The following is a 17,029-nucleotide window of genomic DNA, read 5'->3' as shown; positions in this document are numbered from 1 at the left end:
GCTGCCATCCGTCGCACCAGTTTTCGATTCAATGTTTTGCAGTACGCAGTAAGGTTGACCTATCCGGTCTTTCGAATGTGTGGTTGTGTTACTTGATTAAAAAAGCTAAGGGGACGACATGGCAGCAAAGTTTCTACTATTCGCAATCGGATGTGGCCTCATCGCCGTGATCTATGGGCTGATCACGCGCAGTTGGATTCTCAAGCAGGACCCTGGCAACGCCAGGATGCAGCAAATCGCGCAAGCCATCCAGGAAGGTGCCGCGGCCTATCTGGGGCGCCAGTACCGCACCATCGGCATTGTCGGCGTGGTGCTGCTGGTTGCCATTTTCTTCCTCCTCGATATGAACACCGCGATTGGTTTCGCCATTGGCGCGATCCTGTCGGGGGCCTGTGGGTTCATCGGCATGAACGTGTCGGTGCGCGCCAACGTGCGCACCGCGCAGGCAGCCACCAAGGGCATGAATGAAGCGCTCGATGTCGCCTTCAAGGGCGGCGCCATCACCGGCATGCTGGTGGTCGGCCTGGGCCTGCTGGGTGTCACGCTGTTCTACTGGATGCTCATCGCCCAGGCGCCGGCCAACGCCAATGCGCATGATGTGATCAAGCCGCTGATCGGCCTGGCCTTCGGCGCCTCGCTCATCTCCATTTTCGCCCGTCTGGGCGGCGGCATTTTCACCAAGGGCGCCGACGTTGGCGCCGACCTGGTGGGCAAGGTTGAAGCGGGCATCCCCGAGGACGATCCGCGCAACCCGGCCGTGATTGCCGATAACGTGGGCGACAATGTGGGCGACTGCGCCGGCATGGCCGCCGACCTGTTCGAAACCTACGTCGTCACGCTGATCGCCACCATGCTGCTGGGCGCACTGATGATCACCAATGCTGGCAGCACCCCGGTCATCTACCCGCTGCTGCTGGGCGCCGTCTCGATCATCGGCTCCATCGTGGGGTGCTCGCTGGTCAAGGCCAAGCCGGGCAAAAAAATCATGTCGGCTCTGTACACGGGGCTGTGGTGGGCTGCCGGCCTGTCGCTGATCGGCTTTGCGGCCGTCACCTGGCTGATGTGGGGCGACGAAGCAATGCGCATGAAGATGATGGGCTGCGCGGTGGTCGGCATTGTTCTGACCGGGCTGATGGTGTACATCACCGAGTACTATACCGGGACCGAATTCAAGCCGGTGCGCCATATCGCCGAAGCCTCGACCACCGGTCACGGCACCAACATCATTGCCGGTCTGGGCGTGTCGATGAAGTCGACCGCATATCCAGTACTGGCCGTGTGTGCGGCCATTCTGGCGTCCTACGAAATGGCGCAGCTGTACGGCATTGCGATTGCCGCCACCTCGATGCTGTCGATGGCCGGCATTATCGTCGCGCTGGACGCTTACGGTCCCATTACCGATAACGCCGGCGGCATCGCCGAAATGTCGGGCATGCCGGAATCGGTGCGCGCCATTACCGATCCGCTCGACGCCGTCGGTAACACCACCAAGGCCGTGACCAAGGGTTACGCCATCGGTTCTGCCGGTCTTGCGGCGCTGGTGCTGTTTGCCGATTACACGCACGCGCTGGAATCGGTAGGCAAGACGGTGTCGTTCGACCTGTCCAACCCGATGGTGATTGTGGGTCTGATCATTGGCGGCCTGATTCCTTACCTGTTCGGCGCCATGGCGATGGAAGCGGTCGGGCGCGCGGCGGGTGCCGTGGTGGTGGAAGTGCGGCGCCAGTTCCGCGACATCAAGGGCATCATGGATGGCAGCGGCAAGCCGGAATACGACAAGGCGGTGGACATGCTCACTGCCTCGGCCATCAATGAAATGATCCTGCCGTCGCTGCTGCCAGTGGTGGTGCCGGTGGTGGTTGGCATGCTGCTGGGGCCTGCGGCACTGGGCGGCTTGCTGATGGGGACCATCATCACAGGTTTGTTCGTGGCCATTTCCATGACCACGGGCGGCGGTGCCTGGGACAACGCCAAGAAGTACATCGAGGATGGCAATTTCGGCGGCAAAGGATCCGAAGCGCACAAGGCGGCCGTTACCGGCGACACCGTGGGTGATCCGTACAAGGACACGGCCGGCCCGGCAGTCAACCCGCTGATCAAGATCATCAACATTGTGGCGCTGCTCTTGGTGCCGCTGCTGCCCGCGGTGGGCTGGATCGCCGTGACGCAGCCGGCTGCGGTGCATGCGCCAGCGGCCGTGATGCCGCCGGCAGTCATGCCAACGCCTTCGTCGCCGGAGATGCTGGTGCCGAAGGATAATGCGGAGCCTGCGCCAGTCAACTAACACGCAGCGCATCAAACATCGTCCTCGCGAAGGCGCCGGCGCGTGCGCCGGCCCTATCCCACGCTACCGAAGTCTTAGTATGGAATAGGTCCCCGCCTGCGCGGGGACGATGTTGTTTGGAGCTTGCTGTTTACACCCCCGGCACAAACCGGCCGCTGCGCCGAATGCTCCACGCGCCGTCGCCCGACAACCAGAGCGCAATCGATGCCGCAATCAAAAACACCGGATACTCCCAGCCGCCGCCGGCGCTGGTATGCACCCAGCCATTGTGCAGATGCACCGTCGCCGCCACGCCCATGACCGGCACCAGCATCAGCGCCACCTGGCGCGCATACAGTCCCACCACGAGTGCCACCCCGCCAATAAATTCGGCAGCAAACACCGGGTAGGCCAGAAAGCCCGGCAAGCCAATGCTATCGAAGTAAGCTGCCGTCCCCGGCAGCGTGAATACCAGCAGCTTGAGCAAAGCGTGAGCGATCCACATGATGCCCAGGCTGACACGCAGCAGGGTCAGGCCGGACTGGTTCGATGTCTTCATTGTGTTTCTCCATTGAGGTTCAAGTGGAATCACTATAGTATTTCGAAAACGCAATGAAAATAGGCGGCCCTGCAAACTATGAATGCAAAAACGCAATACCAACTCAGCGCACTGGATCTGGAAGTCGCGCTTGCCCTGGTGCGCAGCGGGACCCTGGCCGAGGCGGGTGAGCGGCTGGGCGTTGATGCGTCCACCGTGTTCCGCACCATCCAGCGGGTAGAAAAAGGCTTGGGCCAGCGCTTGTTCGAGCGTTCGCGTCTGGGCTACCTGCCGTCTGAACTGGCGCTGGAACTGGCCGCTCACGCGGAGCAGATGGAAGCGCGCCTGGAATTGGCACGTTCGGCTGCACAGAGCGCGCCGGAGCAGGTGGCCGGCACAGTCCGCATCACGACCACGGACACGTTTTTGCACGCGCTGATTGGCCCCAGTCTGCTCGGCCTGCAGAAGCTGCATCCATTGCTTGGTTTTGAACTGCACGCCGGCAATGAGCTGGCCAATCTGACGCGGCACGACGCCGACATCGCCTTGCGCGCGACACGTCGTCCGCCGCCGCACCTGGTCGGCAAACATATTGGACCGGTGCGCGTGGCACTGTATGGCCCGCGAACGCAAGAGGCTGTGGCAGGCAGCCGCGAGCGCCTTGAAAGTGCCACCTGGATTGCGCCCGACGATGGCTTGCCCGAGCATCCCTCGGTCCTGTGGCGCAAGAAGCATTATCCAAAAGTGCAGCCAGCCTATCGGGTCGGCAGCATTCTGACCGTCGCCGAATTGATCGGCAACGGGCTGGGCATCGGTGTCCTGCCCATGTTTCTGGCGCGCGGCCGCAAAGATCTGACCCAACTGAGCGAGGTGCTCGATGAATGCCAGACCGAGTTATGGCTGCTGACGCACGCCGAGTCGCGCCATCTGCGGCGCGTGTCGGCCGTGTTCGGATATTTGGCGGCCAATTTGTCGCTGGAATAGATGACGGCGCCATGCGCACGAAAGCGACGATCGCGATGAAAGGTTGAGAATGAATATAGAACCTGCAATGAATAAACACAACATGACCATCAAGGAAGGTGGCTGAGCCCATTGGCTGGCCAAAACCGACTACGACTTCGGCTACAAGGAATGGTGTTTTTTATCCGATGACGAGCAGCAATGTTTTATTGACTTCATACCGCCTATCAATTGGGGTGAGAAGTTCTCGAAGTGGTATTCAAGGCGCGGCACGGCGCCACACCTGGCACGCGAGCGCATAGGCGAACAGCGTCGTTGCCAGTGCTGGCAAGGCGGTAAATATAAACGATGCGAAAAAGAACCTGAAATCGCTCGCGGTGACTGGCGCCGGGTTCTCGGCGAATGCGACGAGCAATCCGGCAATGAAGGGGATGACGACAAACCCGGCCAGGATGGCCATGCGCAGCCGTGGCCGCAGCGGCGCGGCCGTCCGGCTGGCGAACGCGATCTCTGTATCGCGGGCGCCGCTGCCATGTCCAGTTGAGTTGCCGTAACGGCGCTTCAGCCAGACCGCAAGCACGATCAATCCCAATACGGAACTTAGCTGCTGCAGGGCACTGAAAACGTAAAATGTGTAGCCATCACCGGCCCACAAAGGCAGCCGCAGAAACGGCAGGGCCGCGACGATCACCGTGCCCTGGTGGGTGAACCCATCCCACAGCAAGTGGGTGAGAGCGCCGCACAGCAGCGATGCCACCACCGCGCGCCACGTAGCCAGCGGCGCTGCGGCAACCTGGCACAGCCGGTCGTGCAAGCTACCGGAACTCAGTCGCAGCAAGGGCAGCTTGAGTATCAGATGAAACGCCAGATACGCCAGCAAGCCAGCCGGCAAGCAGTACGTCAGCAGGGCTGCCGGTGCATGCGTCTGCGCCCGCGATAAACCCATCGGCACAATGAAGGACAGATCCGGGGCCGTGCTGCCAATCACCAGCGCCGACAGCGATCCAAAGCGCCCCAGTGGTCGCAGCAATGGCAGCACCGCTGCCGGGTGCGAAAACGTGAACGGCACCGTCTAGAACACGCACATCTTGTTAGCCGCCGCCCTCAGCTCCGCGCGGAAGTCCGGATGCGCAATCGCAATCAAGGCCTGCGCGCGTTCCTTGGCCGACTTGCCGCGCAACTGCGCCACGCCAAATTCCGTCACCACATAATTCACATCGTTCTTGCTGGTGGTGGCGTGCGTGCCCGGCGCCAGCGTTGGCACAATGCGCGAGATGGTCCCATCTTTCGCGGTCGCCGGCAGCACGATGAAGGACTTGCCCCCGCGCGAACGATTGGCTGCGCGCACAAAGTCGACCTGGCCACCGGTGCCGGAATAGGGCAGGTGACCGATGCTTTCGGACCCGCACTGGCCCAGCAGGTCCACCTGCAGGCTGGCGTTGATTGACATCAGTTTGTCATTCTGCCCTGCGATATAAGGATCGTTGGTGAAGTTGGACGGATGCATCTCGATCATGGGGTTGTGATGCATGAAGCGGTACAGCTTGGATGAGCCCAGCGCGAACGTCGCCACCATCTTGCCAGGCAGCAGAGTCTTCTTGCGATTGGTGACGGCGCCCGATTCCACCAGCGTCAAAATGCCGTCGCCCAGCATTTCGGTGTGGATGCCCAGGTCGCGTTTCTCGCTCAGTTGCATCACCACGGCGTCGGGAATGCCGCCATAGCCGATCTGCAAGGTCGAGCCATCGTCAATCATGTCAGCCACGTATTTGCCAATGGCTTCCTGCACCGGGCCGATGGTGGGCAAGCCCACTTCCAGCACTTGCTCGTTGCTTTCGACTACGGCGCTGACCTGCGAAATATGCACGTGGCACTGTCCATGCGCGAACGGCACGTTGGGGTTGCATTCCAGCACCACCACGCGCGCCTTGGCCACGGCGGCCATGGTGTAATCCGCCCCCAGGCTCAGCGCAAAGAAGCCTTGCTCATTCATCGGCGAGGCGAGGGCAAACACCACGTCGGATGGCATCAGGCCGCGCTCGATCAGGGTCGGAATTTCGGAGAAATAATTGGGAATGAAATCGCACCAGCCGCCCTGGCCCGATGCGCGCGAGGCGCCGCCGAAAAACAATGCGGCGTGACGCACGTGATGCGCCGTTTCCTGGTCGAAGTAGCCGAATTTGCGCATGGCAAGAATCTGCGCGACGCGGATGCCCTGAAACTGGCGCCGCGCTTCGGACAGCGCGCCCAGCAGGGACGGCGGTTCACCCACGCCTGTGGGGACCACAATGGTATCGCCATCGCGCAAGAGCGCAATGGCGGCAAACGGATCACATAATTTGTCCTCGTACATTTGCTGGGCTGCTTGCATGCTGTCTCCTGGTCTTTTTTTCCATGGTAAGTGCCCAAGCTGACCGTGCGCTTACTGAATTCGCCGTGTCACCCTATCGCAAAGCGCCGCCGGGGACAATAATACAGGCTGGTAGCTGACGAAAGGCCGATCATGAGCATCCTGAAACCTGTACTGATTCTGGTGATCCTCAGCACGACGCTGGTTTGCAATTATGCTTGGGCAACTGAACCGCCCCCGCGGGTGGGCGCGGAAAAGCCGCCCCCCAAGGACAAAGCCAAGAACGAACCGTACGGCCCCAAGCTGACACCGCGTAACACCCCGCCCAAGCGGCGTGCCGTACGGCAAATTGTCGATGGCATGCCAGTGCGTCCTGCACCGCCTGCGATGGGCATTGTGCCGCCGGCGCACACCGTCCCGCAGCCTGCCTTGCCGCAACCGATCCCGTCGCCGCAAGCCCAGGACGGCAGTTACAAGGGCGGTGTCGGCAATGCCTTGATCGGTCCCCAGGGCCAGTTATGCAGCAACAATGGCATCACGGTGCAATGTTTTTAATGCTGGTTTTTCCCTTCCAAAGTTCGCTACAATGGCGCTACTTGACGTTTACGTAAACGTCATAAAAGAACTTTAAGGGACCCACCATGCAAATCCAGAACAATGTCTTCATCATCACCGGCGGCGCTTCGGGCCTGGGCGCAGCCACTGCGCGCATGCTGGCCGAAGCGGGCGCCAAGGTCGTGCTGGCCGACGTGCAAGTCGAAGCCGGGCAGGCGCTGGCTGCCGAACTGAAGGGCACTTTCGTCAAGTGCGACGTCACCTCCGAAGCAGACGGCCAGGCCGTTGTTGCCGCAGCTGCTGCCCTGGGCAACGTGCGTGGCCTGATCAATTGCGCGGGCGTGGCGCCTGCGGTCAAAACGGTGGGCAAGGATGGCCCGCACCCGCTTGAGGTATTCCAGCGCACCGTCAACATCAACCTGGTCGGCACCTTCAACATGGCGCGTCTGGCGGCCGATGCCATGGGCAAGCTCGACGCAGGCGAGTCGGGCGAGCGCGGCATTATCATCAACACCGCCTCGGTTGCCGCGTTTGACGGCCAGATCGGGCAAGCTGCGTATGCGTCTTCCAAAGCTGCCGTGGCCGGCATGACGCTGCCCATGGCACGCGACCTGGCCCGCAGCGGTATCCGCGTGATGACGATCGCCCCTGGCATTTTTGAAACGCCAATGCTGATGGGCATGCCGGAAGAAGTGCGCACTGCGCTGGGCAACATGGTGCCGTTCCCGCCGCGCCTCGGCCGTCCGACCGAATACGCGCACCTGGCCAAGTGCATCATCGAAAACACCATGCTCAACGGTGAAACGATCCGCCTCGATGGCGCGATCCGCATGCAGCCGAAGTAAGCGCTTTCCTGTACGATACCCGCTTGTTCGCAAGGAAGAGCGGGAGAAAAGCATGACCAAGAAGACGTTGCTGGCGCTTGCGTTGGCCAGTGCCTGCGCCATGGCGCCCGCGTTTGCACAAGACGCGGGTGCGGTGGCGCCGGAAGCGGCCACCGGCTATGCCGAAAAATCCGGCTGGGCGGCCAAGTCCTTCATGGTGGCGGCTGCCAATCCGCATGCGGTCGAGGCAGGCTACAAGATGCTGCGCCAGGGCGGCACCGCCATTGACGCTGCCGTGGCAGCGCAAATGGTGCTCACCCTGGTGGAACCGCAGTCGTCGGGCATTGGCGGCGGCGCTTTCCTGATGTATTTCGATGGCAAAAAGCTGCAAGCTTACGATGGGCGCGAGACCGCGCCTGCTGCTGCCACCGAAGCCTTGTTCCAGAACCCGGATGGCAGTCCCGTTTCGCGCGTGACCGGTGTGGTGGGCGGCCGCTCGGTGGGCGCGCCTGGTGTGCTGCGCATGCTGGAAATGGCGCAGCGCCAGCACGGCAAGCTGCCTTGGAAAACCCTGTTTGCGCCTGCCATCGCGCTGGCGGAAAATGGCTTTGCCGTCAGCCCGCGTCTGTACCGGCTGCTCAATGGCGAGCAGCACCTGCGCCGCGACCCGGCCGCCAACGCCTATTTTTACCACGACGGCAAGCCCTGGCCAGGGGGCCACATCCTCAAGAATCCAGATCTGGCGCGCACGCTGCGCGCCATCGCCAAGGGCGGCGCCGATGCCTTCTACAAAGGCGAGATGGCCGACGCCATTGCGCGCAAGGTTGCCACCCATCCTGACAATCCGGGCCTGCTGACGGCTGCCGACCTGGGCGCCTATCGCGCCCAACTGCGCGAACCTGTCTGCAGCGATTACCGCGCCTACCGCGTATGCGGCATGCCGCCACCGTCGTCGGGCGGCATTGCCATTGCCCAGATGCTGGGCATACTCGCTTCGCGCGATATGGCGGCGCTGGCCCCGGTCGACGGCGTGCTCGGGACCGAAGCGATCCACGTGTTCTCGGAAGCGGGGCGGCTCGCCTTTGCCGACCGTAACCGCTATGTGGCCGACACCGATTTCGTGCCTTTGCCCAAAGGCGGCATCGATGCCTTGATCGACAAAGCTTACCTGGCACGGCGCGCCGGGATGATCGGTGAAAAATCGCTGGGCCTGGCGCCAGCCGGCATGCCGTTTGCCACCGAAGTGGCCTGGGGCAGCGACAATGCGATTGAAACCCCGTCCACCTCGCACGTGGTGGTATTCGACGCCAAGGGCGCAGGCCTGTCGATGACCACCTCGATCGAGGACGCCTTCGGCTCGCGCCAGATGGTGGGCGGCTTCATCCTGAATAACCAGCTGACCGATTTTTCGTTTGACTCGCGCGATGCGAATGGGCCGGTGGCCAACCGGGTCCAGGCTGGCAAACGCCCGCGCAGTGCCATGTCGCCCACCATCGTGTTTGACCGCGCCAGTGGCAAGCCGATTCTGGCGGTCGGCTCGGCAGGCGGGCCGACCATCATCAATTATGTGGCCAAGGCGCTGGTGGGCACGCTGGACTGGGGCTTGAACATGCAGCAGGCAATCAGCCTGCCCAATTTTGGCAGCCGCAATGGGCCCACCGAACTGGAAACGGGGCGCTTTTCGCCGGCCCAGCAAGACGCCCTCAAGGCGCGTGGCCACCAGCTGCGCAGCTACGAAATGAATTCCGGCTCGCAGGGGGCGCAGCGGATCCTGATTCATGGCCAGCCGTGGTGGTTTGGCGGCGCCGATCCCCGCCGCGAGGGCGTGGGCAAAGGCGACTGAGGCTGCCAGCCCACACCCGTCAAAAAATGCAAAATCTGCAAGGTTTTTCCTTCGCAAACGGGCCGGACCCTGATACCCTTGCTGTATGGGAATAGAACAAAAAACAGGGCTGATTCTGTCTGGCGGCGGCGCGCGCGCGGCCTACCAGGTCGGCGTGCTGCAAGCCATTTCGCAGATCCTGTGGGAAGAGGGCTGGCGCCCCGCACGCAACCCGTTTGACATCATTTGCGGCACCTCGGCCGGCGCCATCAACGCCGTCGCGCTGGCCTGCCGCGCCGATAATTTTGGCGAGGGCGTGCAAAAGCTGCTCGACGTGTGGGAGAACTTCACCGTCGACCAGGTCTACCGCGCCGATTCGCTTGGCGTGCTGCGGTCCGGCGCGCGCTGGCTGTCGCTGCTCTCGTTTGGCTGGCTGCTGCGCAAATGGCGCGCCGCGCCACCGGCTTCGCTGCTGGACAACACGCCGCTGGCCGGCCTGCTGCACCGCATGCTCGATCTGCCCCGCCTCGACAGCGTCATGTCCGAAGGCTTGCTGCATGCGCTGGCCGTGACGGCATCGAGCTACACGGCCGGTAGCCACGTCACCTTCTACCAGACCGCCGCCGACATTGCGCCCTGGGTGCGCATGCAGCGCATCGCCATGCAGGACCAGATCGGCGTTGAGCATTTGCTGGCCTCGTCGGCGATTCCCTTCATCTTCCCGGCGGTGCCCCTGTACATGGGCAGCCGGCGCGAGTATTGCGGTGACGGCTCGATGCGCCAGCTGGCGCCGATTTCGCCGGCCATTCACCTGGGCGCGACCAAGGTGCTGGTGATCGGCGCCGGCCGTTTGCACGAACCGGCGCAGGCTGGCGCCGAACAGGCCCGCTATCCGAGCCTGGCGCAAATCGCCGGCCACGCGATGTCGTCGATTTTTCTTGATTCGCTGGCGGTCGATATCGAGCGCCTGAACCGGATCAACCTGACCTTGTCGATGCTGCCCCAGGAGTATCTTGACAAGACCCCTTTGAAACCGGTCGAGCTGCTGGTGATTGCGCCGTCCGAGCGGCTCGATGCGATTGCGGCGCGCCACACGGCCAGTCTCCCGGCGCCGATCCGCACCATGCTGTCGGGGATCGGTGCGACCGAGACGCGCGGCGCGGCGCTGGCCTCGTACCTGCTGTTTGAATCGAGCTATACCTGTGAGCTGATCCGTCTGGGTCAGCGTGATACCCATGCGCGCAAGAACGACGTGCTGGCGTTTTTCGGCCACTAGACAAGGAAACACGAATGAAAGCACTGATCGTTGACGATGATGCGGTGGCCCGCATGGCGCTCATGGACCTGCTGGGCGAGTACGACATTTTCGATCTGGTCGAAGCCGACGATGGCCAGTCGGCCTGGACCCTGATCGAAGACGGCCTGGCCCCGGCCATCTGTTTTTGTGACGTGCGCATGCCGCGCATGTCGGGCATCGAGCTGCTGGAGAAGATCAAGGCCCATCCCGATCATGGCGCGCTGCCGGTGGTGCTGGTGTCGTCCGCTTCTGACCGCGAAACGGTGCTGCAGGCGGTGCGCCTGGGCGCCGTTGGCTATATCCTCAAGCCGCTGCTGCCGGCCGAGGCACGTGCTCATCTGGACAAGATCTTCAAACTCACCATCGACAAGCTGGCCGAGGCGCCCGCCGCAACCATGGCGCGCTTGAATATTGGCGCAGAGCGGCTGCTCACGTATCTGGCCGCATTCGCCACGCAAGTCAGTGAAACGCAGGTCCAGCTGAGCGCGATGCTCGCGCAAGGACGGACCCAGGAAGCGACGCTGCGCGTCGATGCGATGCACAATGGCTGCATGACGCTGGGCCTTTGGCAGGCGGCAGCTTCGCTCAAGCTGGGCACGGGCGCCGTGCTCGATGCCGCCGTCCTTGCCGCTGACCTGGCGGCGGTGGCACTCACGGTGGCGCAACAGGAGCGCCGCGTACGCGCGTGCGCGGCCGGCGCCACATGACGCTCTTGCGCCTGCTGCTGGCGGCGCTGTTGTGCTGCCTTGGCGCCGCCACCGTGGCGGCGCCGGCGCGCATGCTGCGCTTCGAGCACCTGAGCGTCGACCAGGGGCTGGCGCAGGAGTCAGTGCTGGCGGTGGCGCAAGACACCGACGGCTTCATGTGGTTTGGCAGCCAGGGCGGCCTGTCGCGCTTTGACGGCTACCGTTTCATCACCTACCGCAATGCCGTCAATGATGTGCGCACGCTGGCCAATAACTGGGTGCGGGTCCTGTTCGTGGACCGCAAGGGACGCTTGTGGGTCGGTACCGACGGCGGCCTGGATCTGTACGATCCGGTGAAACAGCGCTTTCGCCATTACGTGCCGGACGAGCATGAGCGGCGCGGTAACGGCAACCGCCACATCCGCGCCATCATTGACGATGGCGCCAATGGATTGTGGGTGGCCACCAGCGACGGCTTGCAGCATTTCGATACCGAGAGCGGGCGCTTTCAGGTGTACCACCATGTACCGGACGACAGCACCAGTCTGTCGCACGACCAGATCAATGCACTGGCGCGCGACGCCAGCGGGCGCCTGTGGGTGGGCACCCACAGTGGCCTGGACAGCCTGGCACCTGGCGCCAGCAAGTTCGACCACCACCCGGCGCCCGGCCGCGAGAGCAAGTACAACAGCGTGCAAGCCTTGCTGGTCGAAGGCGGCAAGACGCTGTGGATTGGGTCGCTCGCCGGTCTGGAAACCTGGACCATTGGCAGCGCCTCGGACAGCCGCCGCCGTTTCGGGCCGGAACAAGGGTTCAAGCCAGGCTGGGTGACCGTCCTGCACCAGGACGTCGATGCCGATATCTGGGTTGGCACCACCAATGACGGGATGTACCTGTGGCAGCCGCCGCAGCAGCGTTTCGCTTCCTTCCGCCATCTGGCCGGCGACGAGCACGGCATGGCCGACAACCAGGTGTCAGCCCTGTACCGCGACCGTGTGGGCACCTTCTGGATCGGCACCTGGTACGCGGGCGTGAGCCGGGTCGACTTGAACAGCGGCGGCTTTTCCCGCATCGTGCGCCAGGCCGACCGGCCCTCTGCGCTGTCGGACAACAAGGTGCGCGCCATTCTGGAGGATGGCCCCGGTCATCTTTGGCTGGCCACCAACGAAGGACTCAATCACTACAACACCGAAACAGGCGCTGTCCGCTACTACCGCTTGCGCCAGACCACCGCGCCTGGCACCGCGCTCACGCGCAGCCGCGATGGCACGCTTTGGGTCGGCAGTAACAGCGGCATGGGCCAGCTTGATCCGGTCAGCGGCAAATTCGACCCGGTCAATTTTGCCAGCGGCGACCCTGACAGCAACAATGTGCGTGGCTTGCTGGCCGACCGCAGCGGCATGCTGTGGGTGGCCTCGCGCGGCGGCCTGCACCGGGTCGATCCGCAAACGCGCAAGGTCACCACCTGGCGCCATGACCCCGCCGATCCGGCCAGCCTGGCGGACAACGTGGTGCGCCCGCTGCTGGAAGACCGCAAGGGACGGCTGTGGATCGGTACCTTCGATGGGCTGGACATGCTGGACCGCGCCAGCGGCAAGTTCCGCCACTATCGGCATGACGCAGCCGACAATGCCAGTCTCAGTCACGACGAGATCCACTTCCTGCTGGAAGACAGCCGCGGTACCGTCTGGGTGGGCACGGCGGGCGGCTTGAACCGCATGAGCATCGACGCCAGTGGCAATGTGCGTTTCAAGCGCTACACGGTGCGCGATGGCCTGTCCGACGACGGCGTGGCCGCCATGCTGGAAGACGCCCGCGGCAATCTGTGGATCAGTACCAATACCGGTATTTCGCGGCTGGATGTGGCCAACAACCGCTGGCGCAATTACAGTGCCGTCGATGGCACCATCGAGGGTGCCTATTTCGACGGCTCGGCCCTGAAGGCAAGCGACGGGACCATGTATTTTGGCGGTTTCAATGGGGTGACCGCGTTTCGACCCGACGCCATCAGCGACAATCTGATCGCACCACGCGCCGTCATCACCGGCTTCGAAATTTTCAACAAGCCGGCCCACCTTACCCATCCGGGCCTGCTCAAGGGGCCGATTGAATCGACCCGCGAGCTCACGCTCGCTGCGGCCGATTCGGTGTTCTCGCTTGAATTCGTGGCCCTGCATTACGCCGCACCGCAACGCAACCTGTTTTCCTATCAGCTCGAAGGATTCGACGAGGGCTGGGTCAACACGGATGCGGGCAAGCGCTTCGCGACGTACACCAATCTCGATCCGGGCCAGTACACATTCCGGGTCAAGGCTGCCAACAAGGACGGCGTCTGGAACACGGCCGCGGCCACACTCTCGATCACCATTTTGCCGCCCTGGTGGAAGACCTGGTGGTTCCGCACTGGCGCGCTGCTGCTCATTCTCAGCAGCGCGTATGGCGCCTACTTCCTGCGCCTGTCCGGCCTGCGCCGCCAGAAGGCGCTGCTCGAGCGCCAGGTGGGCGCGCGTACGCTCGAAATCGAGCAGCAGAACCGCCTGCTCGAATACCAGAAGAGCGAACTCGAAGAAAAACGCCGCGACGCCGTTGACCAGCGCGCCGAGGCGGAACAGCGCCGTGCCGATGCCGAACGCCAGAAAGAAGAAGTACAGCGCCAGAAGGAGAAGGTGGAGCAGGCCCACCGCAATATTTCGGTGCTGTCCGAAATCGGACGCGAGCTGACTGCCACGCTCGACATGGAAACCATCATGATGACCGTGTACCGCCACGTGCACCACCTGATGGACGCGCGTATTTTCGGGATTGGCTTTTACAACGAAGAAGAAGGCGTGGTCGAATTCCCGTTCGCGATGGATCAGGGCGTGCGCAGTGAACATTACAATCGCTCCCTGGCCGATGAGCGCCAGTTTGCCGTCTGGTGCCTGCGCAACCGGCGCGAGGTGTTCATCAACGACCTGGAAGCGGAATACGATAACTACCTGAGCGGGCCACAAAGCAAGCCGCCCACGCCGGTGCTGCGGCGCGACGGCAGTCCGCGCTCCAATTCAGTGGCCATGATGTACGTGCCACTGATTGTGAAGGACCGCATGATGGGGGTGCTGTGCGTGCAAAGCGTCGAGAAGAACGCGTATCGGCGCGTGCATCTGGACATGCTGCAGACCCTGGCCGCCCACGCGGCGGTCGCACTGGACAACGCGCGCGCCTACCGCGAGCTGGAAGAAACCCAGGCCAGGCTGCTGGAACAGGAAAAGCAGGTGCGCCTCAATACCGAGGAGCTGGCGCTGGCCAACCGCGCGCTCCAGGAAAATGACGAGCGCCTGCGCCTGGCCAAACAGAAGGCGGAAGACGCCACCCGTCAGAAGTCGGAATTTTTGGCCAACATGAGCCATGAAATGCGTACCCCGCTCGCGGGCGTGATCGGCATGCTCAATTTCGCCTTGCGCGATACGCGCTTGCAGGACAACACGCGCGAGCAGATCCTGCGCGGCCAGGCCAACGCCCAGTCGCTGCTGACCATCATCAACGACCTGCTCGATTTTTCCAAGATCGAGGCTGGCAAGCTGACCATCGAGAACATCGACTTCGCGCTTGGCCCGATGCTGGAAAACGTGGCCAGCCTGTTTGAAGAACAGGCCGCCGCGCACAGCATTTCCTTCGATATCGAGCTGGCGCCGAATCTGCCGCAATTTGTGGTCGGTGACCCGACCCGGCTGCGCCAGGTGCTGGTCAACCTGGTTGGCAACGCCTTCAAGTTCACCAACGAAGGCGAAGTGCAGGTGACGATCGAATCGCTGCCAGGCGAGCCGCATGATGGGCCGCGCATCAACATGGTGCGCTTCTCGGTGCGCGACACCGGCATCGGTATTGCGCCGGCGGCGCTGGAGCGGCTGTTCCAGAAGTTCGAACAGGCCGACAGCACCACCACGCGGCGCTACGGCGGCACCGGCCTGGGCCTGGCGATCTGCCGCCAGCTGGTGGAACTGATGGGCGGCGAAATCACGGTCCACAGCCGCGAGGGGGAGGGCAGCATCTTCTCCGTGCTGCTGCCGCTGGCCGACGGGGTGGCGCCGCCTGAAGTGCAGCATGTTTCACTTGAACCGCACAGCCATTGCCTGAATGTGCTGTGTGCGGAAGACTTCCCGACCAATCAGATCATCATCCGCATGATGCTGGAAGACCTTGGCCACAAGGTCGATATCGCAGATAATGGCGCCCTTGCGGTGGCAGCCTGCGCCCGCACCCGCTATGACCTGATTCTGATGGATGGACGCATGCCCGAGATGGATGGATCGACCGCTACCCGCCTGATCCGGGCTGGCGGGCCGCCCGAAGCGCCGGTGCGCGACCCAGACCTGATGATCGTGGCACTGACGGCCAACGCCAGCGAAGAAGACCGCAACCGTTATCTGGCCAGCGGCATGGACGATTTCCTGTCCAAGCCGATTGACGAAACGGCACTGCACCTGCAGCTCTCGCGCGCAATTGAACGCCAGTTGCGGCGCGGCGTGGCCATGGTGCCGATGATGCAGCCGGCCCGCCCGCGGCCACCGAGCACGATCGAACTCGATGCCATGTTCGGGGTGTTCACCGGTCCCACGCCATTGGCGGTGGCTGCCGCCCAGAATGCCGACCGCCGCAATGGTGAACTCAAGGCGCGCATGCGCGCCGCGTTCGCCAATGACGTGCCGTCGCGGCGCGCCGACCTGGAGGCGGCAGTGGCCGCGCGCGACAGCGACGTGGCCGGCCGTTTGCTGCACGGGATCAAGGGCAGCGCCGCCTATCTCGAAGCAACGGAGCTGCACGCGCTGTGCAGCGAGCTGGAGATGGCGGCCGATCAGTCGCAATGGGCGCTCGTCACCGACGGCCTGCCGCGCCTGCGCGAACTGCTTGACCAATTCTCGGTGTCGACGGCCTGAAACGCTGTCGGCGGCTGGATTTTTTGCGGTAACATGGGCGCGGTGCGCAGCTGACATTGGCGAACGGAGATAGGCATGAAAGTGATGGTGGTCGATGACGATATTGTCTCGCGCATGGTGCTCATGCATCTGGTCGACGCCTGTGGCCAGTTCGACATCCTCGAGGCCGACGACGGCGAGGACGCCTGGCAGCAACTGGTGGACGGCGCCAATCCCGCCATCTGCTTTTGCGATTTACGCATGCCGCGCCTGTCGGGCATGGAACTGCTGCAGCGCGTGAAGGGCGATGCGCGCCTGGCGGCCATGCCCTTCGTGCTGGTCACCTCGGCCAGCGACCATGCCACCATCGAGCGCGCCAACGGCCTGGGCGCCGACGGCTACCTGATCAAACCCTTCGACGGCAACCAGGTCAATGCCTTTCTGGCGCCGCTGCTGACGGCCGAGCCGTCGCCCGAGCCGGAAGCGGAAGCACCACTGGCCACCATGGCGCGTCTGGGGATCGACGGTGAGCGCCTGCAGCTGTATCTGGGCGGCTTTCATACCCAGTTGGCCGGTGCCAGCGGCGAACTGGCGCAAATGCTCGCCAACGAAGATCACGACGGCGCGCGCCTGCGCCTGGACCGCTTGCATGCCGGTTGCCAGACGCTGGGCCTGAACAGTGCGGCCAGCGCCATTCGCGACTTCCCCGATGGTCCGCTGGATGCGACCCAGGTCCAGATTGTGCTGGCTGAAACGGTGCGCGCCGTCATGGCCCAGAGCGAAGCGCTGCGCCGTTTGCAAAACGGACACGAATCTACTTGATGGTTCAATAGTTT

The 17,029-nt window shown here is 63.2% G+C and carries 12 protein-coding genes; 9 read left to right on the top strand and 3 right to left on the bottom strand.

The genetic code is table 11. From position 1 onward, the window contains the following. The first annotated feature begins 118 nt into the window (after nt 1-118). On the top strand, nt 119-2,284 hold the full coding sequence (locus BUC24_RS15500; RefSeq protein ID WP_073217978.1) for a sodium-translocating pyrophosphatase: 2,166 nt from the start codon (nt 119-121) through the stop codon (nt 2,282-2,284). 130 nt (nt 2,285-2,414) lie between these two features. Here the strand turns inward: BUC24_RS15500 and BUC24_RS15495 are convergent, their stop codons facing one another. Next, nucleotides 2,415-2,822: a DoxX family protein gene (locus tag BUC24_RS15495; RefSeq protein WP_073217976.1), complete on the bottom strand. Its 408-nt coding sequence runs from the start codon at nt 2,820-2,822 to the stop codon at nt 2,415-2,417. A 78-nt stretch (nt 2,823-2,900) separates the two neighbouring features. Between BUC24_RS15495 and BUC24_RS15490 the strand changes: the two genes are divergently transcribed. Next, nucleotides 2,901-3,785 carry a LysR family transcriptional regulator gene (locus tag BUC24_RS15490; protein ID WP_073217973.1) on the top strand — a complete coding sequence of 295 codons (885 nt, stop codon included), beginning with the start codon at nt 2,901-2,903 and terminating at the stop codon, nt 3,783-3,785. 238 nt (nt 3,786-4,023) lie between these two features. Here the strand turns inward: BUC24_RS15490 and BUC24_RS15485 are convergent, their stop codons facing one another. Further along, nucleotides 4,024-4,833, bottom strand: coding sequence for a DUF4184 family protein (locus BUC24_RS15485; protein ID WP_073217970.1), 810 nt, complete (start codon nt 4,831-4,833; stop codon nt 4,024-4,026). Nucleotides 4,834-4,836: 3 nt separating this feature from the next. Continuing rightward, the gene (locus BUC24_RS15480; protein WP_218606519.1) at nt 4,837-6,117 is read right to left on the bottom strand and encodes an acetyl-CoA hydrolase/transferase family protein; all 1,281 of its coding nucleotides are present in this window, start codon (nt 6,115-6,117) and stop codon (nt 4,837-4,839) included. A 150-nt stretch (nt 6,118-6,267) separates the two neighbouring features. On the opposite strand from BUC24_RS15480, the gene BUC24_RS15475 reads away from it, so the two are divergent. The 7 genes from BUC24_RS15475 (at nt 6,268) to BUC24_RS15445 (ending at nt 17,015) form a co-directional block, all read left to right on the top strand. After that, nucleotides 6,268-6,669: a hypothetical protein gene (locus BUC24_RS15475; RefSeq protein WP_073217964.1), complete on the top strand. Its 402-nt coding sequence runs from the start codon at nt 6,268-6,270 to the stop codon at nt 6,667-6,669. 86 nt (nt 6,670-6,755) lie between these two features. After that, on the top strand, nt 6,756-7,514 hold the full coding sequence (locus tag BUC24_RS15470) for a 3-hydroxyacyl-CoA dehydrogenase (RefSeq protein ID WP_073217960.1): 759 nt from the start codon (nt 6,756-6,758) through the stop codon (nt 7,512-7,514). 52 nt (nt 7,515-7,566) lie between these two features. Further along, nucleotides 7,567-9,336 (top strand): gamma-glutamyltransferase, encoded by a 1,770-nt coding sequence (gene ggt, locus BUC24_RS15465; protein ID WP_073217957.1) that lies wholly within the window; start codon nt 7,567-7,569, stop codon nt 9,334-9,336. An 85-nt stretch (nt 9,337-9,421) separates the two neighbouring features. After that, complete coding sequence (locus BUC24_RS15460; protein WP_073217954.1) at nt 9,422-10,591, top strand: patatin-like phospholipase family protein; 1,170 nt, start codon at nt 9,422-9,424, stop codon at nt 10,589-10,591. A gap of 14 nt (nt 10,592-10,605) precedes the next feature. Further along, complete coding sequence (locus BUC24_RS15455; RefSeq protein WP_073217952.1) at nt 10,606-11,319, top strand: response regulator transcription factor; 714 nt, start codon at nt 10,606-10,608, stop codon at nt 11,317-11,319. Then, nucleotides 11,316-16,214 (top strand): two-component regulator propeller domain-containing protein, encoded by a 4,899-nt coding sequence (locus tag BUC24_RS15450; RefSeq protein ID WP_073217949.1) that lies wholly within the window; start codon nt 11,316-11,318, stop codon nt 16,212-16,214. Before BUC24_RS15455 ends, BUC24_RS15450 begins: the two co-directional genes overlap by 4 nt. Before the next feature lie 75 nt (nt 16,215-16,289). Further along, the gene (locus BUC24_RS15445) at nt 16,290-17,015 is read left to right on the top strand and encodes a response regulator (RefSeq protein WP_073217946.1); all 726 of its coding nucleotides are present in this window, start codon (nt 16,290-16,292) and stop codon (nt 17,013-17,015) included. Nucleotides 17,016-17,029: the final 14 nt, after the last annotated feature.

This window comes from Massilia sp. CF038, from assembly GCF_900129765.1.
In the GTDB taxonomy this organism is placed as follows: domain Bacteria; phylum Pseudomonadota; class Gammaproteobacteria; order Burkholderiales; family Burkholderiaceae_D; genus Telluria_A.
This window is presented reverse-complemented; position numbering and strand designations above follow the sequence as displayed.

Coding starts and splice junctions, on each gene's coding strand:
- BUC24_RS15495 (WP_073217976.1), bottom strand. CDS start 2,822: ATGAAGACATCGAACCAGTCCGGCCTGACCCTGCTGCGTGTCAGCCTG.
- BUC24_RS15480 (WP_218606519.1), bottom strand. CDS start 6,117: ATGTACGAGGACAAATTATGTGATCCGTTTGCCGCCATTGCGCTCTTG.
- BUC24_RS15490 (WP_073217973.1), top strand. CDS start 2,901: ATGAATGCAAAAACGCAATACCAACTCAGCGCACTGGATCTGGAAGTC.
- BUC24_RS15500 (WP_073217978.1), top strand. CDS start 119: ATGGCAGCAAAGTTTCTACTATTCGCAATCGGATGTGGCCTCATCGCC.
- BUC24_RS15470 (WP_073217960.1), top strand. CDS start 6,756: ATGCAAATCCAGAACAATGTCTTCATCATCACCGGCGGCGCTTCGGGC.
- BUC24_RS15450 (WP_073217949.1), top strand. CDS start 11,316: ATGACGCTCTTGCGCCTGCTGCTGGCGGCGCTGTTGTGCTGCCTTGGC.
- BUC24_RS15455 (WP_073217952.1), top strand. CDS start 10,606: ATGAAAGCACTGATCGTTGACGATGATGCGGTGGCCCGCATGGCGCTC.
- ggt (WP_073217957.1), top strand. CDS start 7,567: ATGACCAAGAAGACGTTGCTGGCGCTTGCGTTGGCCAGTGCCTGCGCC.
- BUC24_RS15460 (WP_073217954.1), top strand. CDS start 9,422: ATGGGAATAGAACAAAAAACAGGGCTGATTCTGTCTGGCGGCGGCGCG.
- BUC24_RS15445 (WP_073217946.1), top strand. CDS start 16,290: ATGAAAGTGATGGTGGTCGATGACGATATTGTCTCGCGCATGGTGCTC.
- BUC24_RS15475 (WP_073217964.1), top strand. CDS start 6,268: ATGAGCATCCTGAAACCTGTACTGATTCTGGTGATCCTCAGCACGACG.